This is a genomic window from Sphaerospermopsis reniformis, assembly GCF_005402885.1.
Classification (GTDB): Bacteria; Cyanobacteriota; Cyanobacteriia; order Cyanobacteriales; family Nostocaceae; genus Sphaerospermopsis; species Sphaerospermopsis kisseleviana.
The window spans coordinates 1-9,577 of sequence record NZ_BJCE01000212.1 but is presented as its reverse complement, the minus strand read 5'-3'; the positions used below and the strand labels follow the sequence as shown (position 1 = coordinate 9,577).

General features: G+C 37.2%; 6 protein-coding genes and 1 pseudogene. 4 read left to right on the top strand and 3 right to left on the bottom strand.

Features of this window, described 5'->3' with window-relative positions; genetic code table 11:
* Window positions 1-243: 243 nt before the first annotated feature.
* The 3 genes and pseudogenes from FFR48_RS21665 to FFR48_RS21655 form a co-directional block, all read right to left on the bottom strand.
* Window positions 244-684 carry a type II toxin-antitoxin system VapC family toxin gene (locus FFR48_RS21665; RefSeq protein ID WP_137668814.1) on the bottom strand — a complete coding sequence of 147 codons (441 nt, stop codon included), beginning with the start codon at window positions 682-684 and terminating at the stop codon, window positions 244-246.
* Complete coding sequence (locus FFR48_RS21660) at window positions 677-931, bottom strand: hypothetical protein (RefSeq protein ID WP_137668813.1); 255 nt, start codon at window positions 929-931, stop codon at window positions 677-679. The genes FFR48_RS21665 and FFR48_RS21660 overlap by 8 nt, the downstream gene beginning before the upstream one ends.
* Before the next feature lie 73 nt (window positions 932-1,004).
* Window positions 1,005-1,157, bottom strand: a pseudogene (locus tag FFR48_RS21655) (hypothetical protein); the annotation flags it as partial.
* 111 nt (window positions 1,158-1,268) lie between these two features.
* Here FFR48_RS21655 and FFR48_RS21650 point away from each other — a divergent pair.
* The 4 genes from FFR48_RS21650 to FFR48_RS21635 all read left to right on the top strand — a co-directional run.
* Window positions 1,269-1,538, top strand: coding sequence for a hypothetical protein (locus tag FFR48_RS21650; protein WP_137668812.1), 270 nt, complete (start codon window positions 1,269-1,271; stop codon window positions 1,536-1,538).
* 472 nt (window positions 1,539-2,010) lie between these two features.
* Complete coding sequence (psbP, locus tag FFR48_RS21645) at window positions 2,011-2,556, top strand: photosystem II reaction center PsbP (protein WP_137668811.1); 546 nt, start codon at window positions 2,011-2,013, stop codon at window positions 2,554-2,556.
* Window positions 2,557-2,707: 151 nt separating this feature from the next.
* Window positions 2,708-3,301, top strand: coding sequence for a Maf family protein (locus FFR48_RS21640; RefSeq protein ID WP_137668810.1), 594 nt, complete (start codon window positions 2,708-2,710; stop codon window positions 3,299-3,301).
* A 440-nt stretch (window positions 3,302-3,741) separates the two neighbouring features.
* Window positions 3,742-9,577, top strand: a 5,836-nt coding sequence (locus FFR48_RS21635; RefSeq protein WP_137668809.1) for a Calx-beta domain-containing protein, incomplete at its 3' end; no start/stop codon positions are given.

Genomic DNA, 9,577 nt, shown 5'->3' with positions numbered 1-9,577 from the left:
TATAATAAATACGGGCATTATTTATTAACATTTTAGGTATTTGTCATGGGATATGGCTTTTTGCCTTTATTTTTAAACACATTTTTGATGTTTAATTAATAGTTTGGCATACTAGGTACTAAAGAACCATTTTTACTTTAATTAATGCTCAAATAGCAGCGAAAAGCAAATGGTGTCCGAACAAATTAGAAGAGTTGTAAGGAAGAGAGCTAAATTCATAACTCTTAATAGACATCTGTTTAGCTAAATATGAGAGATAAAGTGTATCCAATTAATAGATGATTTGACACTGTTATACAAACGTTTATCTGCGGTGTAAAATTCAGCATTCAATAGTTTCGATAATGCTAGATAATGAGCATCATAAGCAGCAGATAATTTAAGTGTTTTTGCTATATTGATTGCCATTTGATGAAGTTGAGAAATTTGCGAGTTTCCATAAAGAACTATTCCTAAATTTAACGCATCTTCTAAAGCTTTTTCTATTTCTTCTATAGTCAATAAATTCGCTTGATTCATGCGATGTAAAGCATTGGTAATTTCATAATAAAATAATGTTGGTGCAATAATAGTCGCAGAGTTATTTTGCCAATTTTCCCATAGTTGGATAAATGGTGAATCCATAGATTTACTATTTATTAAGTTAATGGTAAAGCTGGCATCTACACAAATTAAATTACTCATGGTGGATAAAAGAATTAATTAACTGTTCACTTCTTTCTTCTCTCATTTCTGAGATAATATTGGTAACTATATCTTGTAAAGATTGATTGTTTAGTCTTTGGTTCAGTATTTCTCCTCTTTTGAGGATGCTTTGTTTGATAATATTCCAATCCGGTTTTATTTGCAATTCTGTTTCTAACAATTGTTTTTCTTCTGGGGATAAACAATGAATAATCTCTACTAATTTTTTGACTAATTCAGTGTTCATAGTTGTGTTTAGTTATAAGGAGTGGCTGTTGATATTCATTTTATCATAATCTAAAACAAATTTCTATATTTATTTAATCTATTTTTGTTAATTGAGAAACTCTTGTATCAATTATCTTTTGACCTAATTCATTGAACTTAATTGCTAAAGATACTTTGTTTTCTGATCCAAAAACATGAGTTATTTTACCAGTACCAAATATTTTGTGAATTACATGATCACCTACATTCTGGGTGTAGAACATCATATTTGATTTGTCAGAATCAGGATGTCCAGAATTTTAGGATTTACAGGATTTTTTATGAGATAATGGACATAAAGAAACTGTGAACGGATAATGATTACTCAATTAATGGTTCAACCCTCATCTTTAATATCTTCTGGTATGAAGATGAGTGAATTTGGTGATATTTATCTATTTAAGTTTACCGATGAATTACAATCTCGGTTTGAAGAACTATTAGAAAAGAAAAAAGCTGATTTACTCACTCCTGAAGAAGAAGCGGAATATGTGGGTATTTCGGAATTACAGCGAATTTTTACTTTAATTAATGCTCAAATAGCAGCGAAAAGCAAATGGTGTCCGAACAAATTAGAAGAGTTGTAAGGAGGAGAGCTAAATTCCTCTGCGAATACAGCCCTGATGATTACGTCAAGTCTGGCTGAAATGAGAACATCCTCAAAGCCATACACAGACTGCCTTTTTAATTTTCGGACAGGTCTATTAATATTCCCCCAAAATCTGCAAAAATCACCAATTTAAATCACAAATTAGCTAACCTGCCCAGAAATGAAATTCAGCACTAATAGTTCAAGTCTACTAAAATAGACTAAAAGCTTTTTATAGTCGTCTAAATAGGACTTTTGCTATTAGCCTGATAATTCATTCTCAGGCGGGTATTTTACACAGTGTATCAAATTTTTCAATATGGCTGAACTACCCAAAACCCTAGAAGCGTGCAGTTCAATCCGGTGAAGCGGTAAAATCGTCCTTAGCTGAACGTACCAATTAATGAGAAAATAAAGACTTGCAATCATCCTTGTCTTGTATTGCTTCCCACCGAAAGGAATTTTTATCAATGTGGAAACGAATTGCGTTAATCTTGGTTTTAGTGTTCAGTATCAGTTTCAGTAACCCTGATGTTGCTGCTGCGGCTGGACTCAAAAGCTTTGTAGATACTGCTGATGGTTATCAGTTTTTATATCCTAATGGTTGGTTGCAAGTTAAAGTTACCGACGGTCCTGATGTGGTATTTCATGATTTAATCGAAGTATCAGAAAATGTCTCTGTGGTGATTAGTCCTGTTCCTCAAGGTAAAAGTTTAACTGAATTGGGAACACCCACCGAGGTAGGATATAAATTAGGAAAAGCTGCTCTTGCTCCTGAAGGTTCTGGACGTTCCGCAGAATTAGTTAATGTTGCTCAAAAAGAAACTGATGGTAAAACATACTATTTTCTAGAGTATGAAGTTCAACTTCCTAACCGTGAAAAACGCCACAATATAGCTAGTGTTGCTGTGAGTCGTGGTAAGTTGTTTACTTTTAACGCTTCTGTACCTGAAAGACGTTGGAAAAAACTGCAACGCATGATTGATGAAGTTGTCAGTTCTTTTACGGTTTATTAATTTAGCTGATTGGGATGATCAATTTTAGATTTTAAATTTTAGATTTTAGATTTTAGATTTTAGATTTTAGATGGAAATGAAGTAAGTAAAATCCAAAGTCCAAAATTTAAAATCTAATACCCAATTACCAATTACCAATTACCAATTACCAATGACTATTCCTGATTTTATACTTGCTTCTGCTTCTCCTGCACGTCGTCGTTTGTTGCAAACTGTGGGTATTGAACCTATTGTTAAAGCTAGTGATTTTGATGAGTCGCAAATTCAAATTAGTGAACCAAAAGCATTAGTAGAAATTTTAGCTAAGTGTAAAGCTGAAACTATTGCACCTCAGTTTCCCTCTGGGTTAGTGATGGGTTGTGATTCGGTTTTAGCCATTGATGGACAGATTTATGGTAAACCAGAAAATGCAGAAGTGGCGATCGCTCGTTGGAATTTAATGCAGGGTAATTTTGGTGATTTGTATACTGGTCATGTTTTAATTGATAATACCCAAAATCGCACTGTTGTTAAATGTCAAATTACTAGGGTTTATTTTGGGAAAATGAGCGATCGCGCCATTGCAGCTTATGTTCAAACAGGTGAACCCCTTAAATGTGCCGGTGCTTTTGCTTTAGAAGGTTTTGGTAGTTTATTTGTGGAAAAAATCGAAGGTTGTCATAGTAATGTAATTGGTTTGAGTTTACCATTACTGCGGCAAATGTTAGCAGAATTAGGTTATGAAGTTACAGATTTTTGGCAATAGTTAAGTGATTATTCAGTCTGATTTTTAGGCAAAAAATATGATCATATGAGATAGGACTTACCCAACTGGCACATTAGTAGGGTGCGTCAGACAGCATAAATTATGTAAATAAACAGATTCTTGATATCTGACGCACCCCACATCGGATTTTTGGTGTGACACTTGCGTAAGTCCCACATACCCTATAAGTACCCAAGCAAAATTAATTTAATATACTGAGTGAAAACAAAAATGTCTGTATTCCCTACCTGTTAGGTGTTACCTGTTAAGAGTCCCCTCTCCTAACTATAAAATTTATTTTGCACGACTACTTGTAGGATTTGCATCCATATTTTTAGTTTTTGATATCGTTCTGGCTGTGAGTTTTGGATTTTATAAATTCCTAAGGGTATATATTGTCCTGTAACCAGGTAAGGATTTTGATGGGCAGGTAAAAGAAGATGGAAGAACAGGGACATCAGTTATTTATAGAAACCCCTCTAAACCCTTTGGGTATAGAGCCGCCTTTGGAATACATTGAACAATCATTGCCTTCACCCATGGACTTGGCTGTTCAAGGCGTTGATATTCAAGCCATTCCTCTAACTGCACAATCTTCAAATCCTAGTGTTCTTAATACAGCCATCGCCGATCCTTTACTGGGCTTTTCCAGTAGTCAATCTGGAATTGCTTCTTCTGTATTAACAAACGACTCACTACTGTCGGACCCAGTTGTTGTTAATCAAGAAGCCGCTAGTTTTTCTTTTGCATCTCATAATACATCCTGGGTAGGTGCTCCTCAAATAACCCAGTTAGACAATTTAGGTGAAGTTCTAGTTGTTCCGGGTACATCGTCGGAAACAGTTTCAATCGTTGTCCAGTGGACATTTCGAGACGCTAAGTATAATAACGAAGTTGGTGTTTTTGTTGTTGATCAATCAGGGAAAGTAGGTGGTCTGTCTCCAAATGAACAAGGTTTTGCCCAGACTGCTTTACAGAGTTCTACAAGACAGACCTTGTTTAATTCGGGTCATGCAGCAGGTAATTGGCGCGAGTTAACCTTTACAGGAGGGAGTATCTTAGCCTTCTACTTAATTCAAAATGGCACGAGTGAGAATTGGTTAGCGAATAATCCCAGTAATACAGTTAGTCAACAAAGTCTAGCCTTTTTCTCTCTTTTAGGGTCTAATCCGGATGGGTTTGACCATTCTCGAAGCACTCATTTAGGAAAAGGGATTTGGCGGTTAAATTGGGAGGATTTAACGGGGGGAGGAGATCAGGATTTTAATGATGTTGTGTTCAATATTGGACAACCGGGAATTTTACTGCCTGGCCAAGAAAAGCAAACAGTCCCACTGACTGTTGAGTTATTTGGCAAGGAAGCGACCTATCAAAATGAAATGGGATATTTTTTGGTAGATGCTCCCGATGGAAAAATTGGTGATCTATTGCCTGGTGATGAAGGTTATAGGAAAGCAGCGTTAGAGCGGCATCAGACTGTTTTTACTGCGGATGGTCTCCTTTCTGGTTATCAGGTAAATCTACCTTCCACCAAGTATTTGGGTTGGTACTTAGTTAGCAATAGCACTGCTACTCAAGCAATCAACAATGAAGAAATCTCCGTCTTTTTCTCTTATTCTGCGGCTAACGCGGATGGATTAAGCCATCTTCATGCCCAACAGGATAGTCACACATGGGCTTGGGAAGATGTGTTTGGTGGAGGCGATCGCGATTTTAATGATTTAGTCTTTCGGTTTGATTTAGGGGAACCAATGGGTTTGCCCACTATTTTGCCCACTACTTTGCCTCATCTGTCTATCGGGAATGTAACGGTTACAGAGGGTGATCAAGGTACTCAAGATGCTAATTTTACAGTGCGTTTATCTGAGGCTTCGACCCAGACGGTAACGGCTCAGTTTGCAACGAAGGATGATACGGCCAAAGCAGGAGAAGATTATGAAGCTCAAATGGGAATTGTTAGTTTCGCACCTGGTGAGTTGGAGAAAACAATTTCCGTAAAAGTTACTGGCGATCGCCTACAGGAATTAACAGAGAATTTCAAAGTTAATTTAGCAAATGCCAATAATGCTTTGATCACTCAAGGAGTGGGTACTGGCACAATTTTAGAAAATGATAATTTAACGCCGCTTTTACCCAGCTTATCTATCGGGGATGTTACAGTCACAGAAGGGGATGAGGGGACTCAGAAAGCAAATTTTGCGGTTCGTTTATCTCAAGCATCTGAGCAAACAGTAACAGCTGAATTTGTTACTGAAGATGATACTGCTAAGAATTCCGAAGACTATGAAGCCCAAACGGGAATCATTACTTTCGCCCCTGGCGAAGTGGAAAAAATGATTGCTGTTAATATTAAAGGCGACCGCCGTTATGAGTTAACAGAGAGTTTTAAAGTTAATTTAGTAAATGCTAACAATGCTTTGATTAGTCAGGGAACGGGTATCGTTACAATATTAGATAATGATCCTCTACCAACAATTACAGTTCAAAATACCAGCATTGTTGAAGGAGATGGAGAAACCACTAAAGCGAAATTTGAAGTTACTTTATCAGAAGCCTCAACCTTTCCTGTCACTGTTGACTATGAAACTGTAGATGGAACAGCAAAAGCTGGGGAAGATTATCAACAGACTGTCGGCAGTCTTATCTTTATCCCTGGAGAAGCTCGCCGTTTTATTGAAGTATCTATTATTGGTGATTTAGTTAATGAACCTGATGAAGTGTTTACACTTCGTTTAAAAAATGCCATTAATGGCACTCTTGGTAACAGCGAGGCTCAAGGCACAATTATTAATGACGATGCGGGCAATAAAGCTCCTACTGGGTTGGGACTAACTCCCACAACCGTCAATGAAAATGTTCCAGATAATAGTGTGATCGGTCAATTTAGCACTGTTGATATAAATCCTGGAGATACCCATAGTTATCAACTGATTACAGGAGAAGAAGATTTAGATAATAGTGGGTTTGACATAGTGGGGAATGAATTACACATTAAGCAAAGCCCTAATTTTGAGCAAAAAGCTATTTACCAAATCCGAGTCAGAACAACGGATCAAAATGGACTCTTTTTAGATAAAGCTTTCACGATTAATATTACGGATATTAATGAAGCTCCGACGGTTATCAATCTCAGTAATAACAGCCTGGCTGAAAATATTGCAGCCAATAGTCTTGTGGGAAACATCAGTGGTCAAGACCCTGATGCGGATGATAGTTTAACCTACGAATTAGTGAATGATTTAGGTGGTGAAGATAACGGGTCATTTACTTTAGTTAACAACGAACTACGACTTAAGGATTCTCCTAATTTTGAAGCTAAATCCAGTTATAATTTGCGTATCAAAGCAATAGATAAGGGGGGCTTAAGTCTTGAGAAAAATTTTGTTATTCAAATTACCAATGTTAATGAAGCTCCCTTCTTTATTAGCCAACCGCTCCTGACTGCTCAAGTAGGTACAGCCTATCAGTATGAAATTAAAGCCCAAGACCCTGACACCAATGATATTCTGAAGATTTCTGCCATCCAAAATCCGCTCAATTGGAAAAATACAGATACCAGTAATGGAGTTTCATTATTATCACAGATACCAACCATCAATGATATTGGTCAGCATATTTTTGAATGGAAAGTTCAAGATGCTGGTGGGTTAATTGCAACTCAAAATTACACTTTAGCGGTGAGTTCTTTATTAAAAGAAGGAAATAATTTCAGTCCTTCTCTTCAAAAAGCGATTACTGTGCCAACAAACCCGACGATTTTACAGTTTAAAATTGAGGGTTTAAACTTTGATCAAACGGATACAAATTCTATTAAAGATGCCTTTGAAGTTGAGTTAGTGGATGCTCAAGGCAATTCTTTAGTTCATACCATTGGTAGTGGTAAAACAGCATTTTTTAATATCACAGAAGGTTTAACAGCAAATCTCGCACCTGGTGTAACCTATGACGCAAATACGGGAATTATTCGCGTCAATTTAGTTGGCGTTCAGCCCAATACAACGGGCAATTTAGTCCTACGTCTAGTTAATAATGATCAAGACACAGCTACTCAGGTCAGAATTACAGACATAACCTTAGAGAATGCCCCCGCAGGAACCGTTGCTCCCGTTGCAACTCTTGCAATTTCAGCTTTACGAAGTGCAGCTAATCCTCCTAATTTGACAAACTTGGCAGATGTTACTGACTCAATGGAGGTTCAATACCAGCGCACAACTTTGAATGAGGATACTAATTTAGTTTATGCCGATTTTAATCTGAAAAATATTGGCAGCTACGGAATTAACACTAATCTGTTAGTGGCGATTAAGAATATTAGTGATCCAACGGTTCAGGTACGAGATACCGATGGTGTCTCCTTAGAGGGTTTACCCTATTATGACTTCACAGATTTGTTGATTAACGGCAAGCTCGATTTTAATCAAGTTACCAATAGTCGTAGTTTAGTTTTCCTTAATCCTAATCAAGTCCAGTTTACCTATGATGTGGTGGTTTTAGCGGTTGTTAATCGCAATCCAATTATTCAGACTCAGCCTGATTTAGAGATTATAGGTGGGCAAGCTTATCAATATGATGTCAATGCTACTGACCCTGATTTAGACAATTTAAGTTATTGGTTATTAGTCGCTCCTCCAGGAATGACTATTGATGCTCTAACAGGTTTAATGAATTGGCAAACAGAGACGACGAATATTGGTAATCAGGTGGTTAAAGTTGAAGTTAGTGATGGTCGGGGTGGCTTCGCACAACAAAGTTATACTTTGTCGGTTATTGACACACCACCTAATCGTCCGCCTATTTTTACATCGAATCCAGTTGTTGATGCCTATATCAATCAGCTTTATCAATATGATGCCAATGCCATTGATCCTGATAGAAACTATCCGCTTACCTATAATTTGGTGATTGGGCCAGAGGGAATGGCAATTAATCAGGCAACGGGAGAAATGAGTTGGACTCCACCTGCGGCTTTATTGTTAGGAGATACAGTTTTAGGGCGAATTAGTTTGCCTGGAGAAAATAGTGAATTTACCTTTAGTGGGATGAAGGGACAAAGGATTTATTTTGATCCTTTACAGTTTTCAGGAAATTATCAGCAATGGCGAGTTGATATTTATAGTCCCAGTAATCGAAAAGTTGTTGATGGCAGTTATTTACTGTGGAATTATAACCAGTTATTTACCTTGGAAGAAGATGGTAATTATCGGGTTGTTGTTAATCCTCAAGGTGAACAAACAGGAACCTACGGTTTTAGTTTAATTGAGTCTAGTTTAGTGCCAGCAAACAGTTTGGATACGGTTATTCAAGGTACATTAAGTCCTGGCTCTGAGGATGATTTATATCGTTTTACGGCAAATAAGGGACAGAAGCTTTATTTTGATAAGTTAAGTCAGGATGGAACTTTGGGCTGGATTCTCTACAATTCAGCCAATCAGGTGGTGGCTTCTGATGATAATTTCAATGATATGGAGGTAAATTTAGCGGTTGATGGAGAATATATTTTAGCTTTGCGAGGTAATTCTGCTTTTACTAGCACTGTGAATTATGCCTTCACAATTATCACGCCTGATTTATTGACTAATCCCTTGACTTTCGGAGCTAAAGTTGAAGGGGCAATTAGTGAAAAGGGTGAACAGGATACTTATACCTTTACAGGCACAGTAGGACAACAATTATTTTTTGATAGTTTAGGAAGTGATTTCTTTTATGCTTACCTTTACGATCCGAGGGGACGACTGCTATGGCAACATGATAGTCGAGGCGATCGCGGAACTAATGATGGTTTAGTGTTTGCTGTTGATGGAACTTATAAATTAATCATTGATGGAGGACGGGATCAAGATGGTTACGGTGTTACAGGTAACTACAAGTTCCGTTTGTTAGATAAAGCAGATGCAACGGTTATCAATCTCGATACGGATATTACAGGAACGTTTGATGAGTCAGCCGCAGGCAGTGTTGGCTATCGGTTCAGTTTAACAGAGCGTACCTATCTTTATTTTGATGCACAATCAGCAACCAATGCTTGGATTCTCTATAACACTAATGGTCAATATATTACTGCCAATAACTTAAATTCTGATGCAGAGTTTTGGTTAGAGCAAGGTGATTATTATTTGATCATGCAGGGTTATAGTGATGTTAATAATTCCACTTATAGCTTGCGTTTAATTACTCCTGATGTTTCAGCGATAACTCCTTTAACTATCGGTAATATTGTTAGTGGCAATATCAGTGAAAAAGGTGAACAGGATACTTATACCTTTACAGCCACAGCAG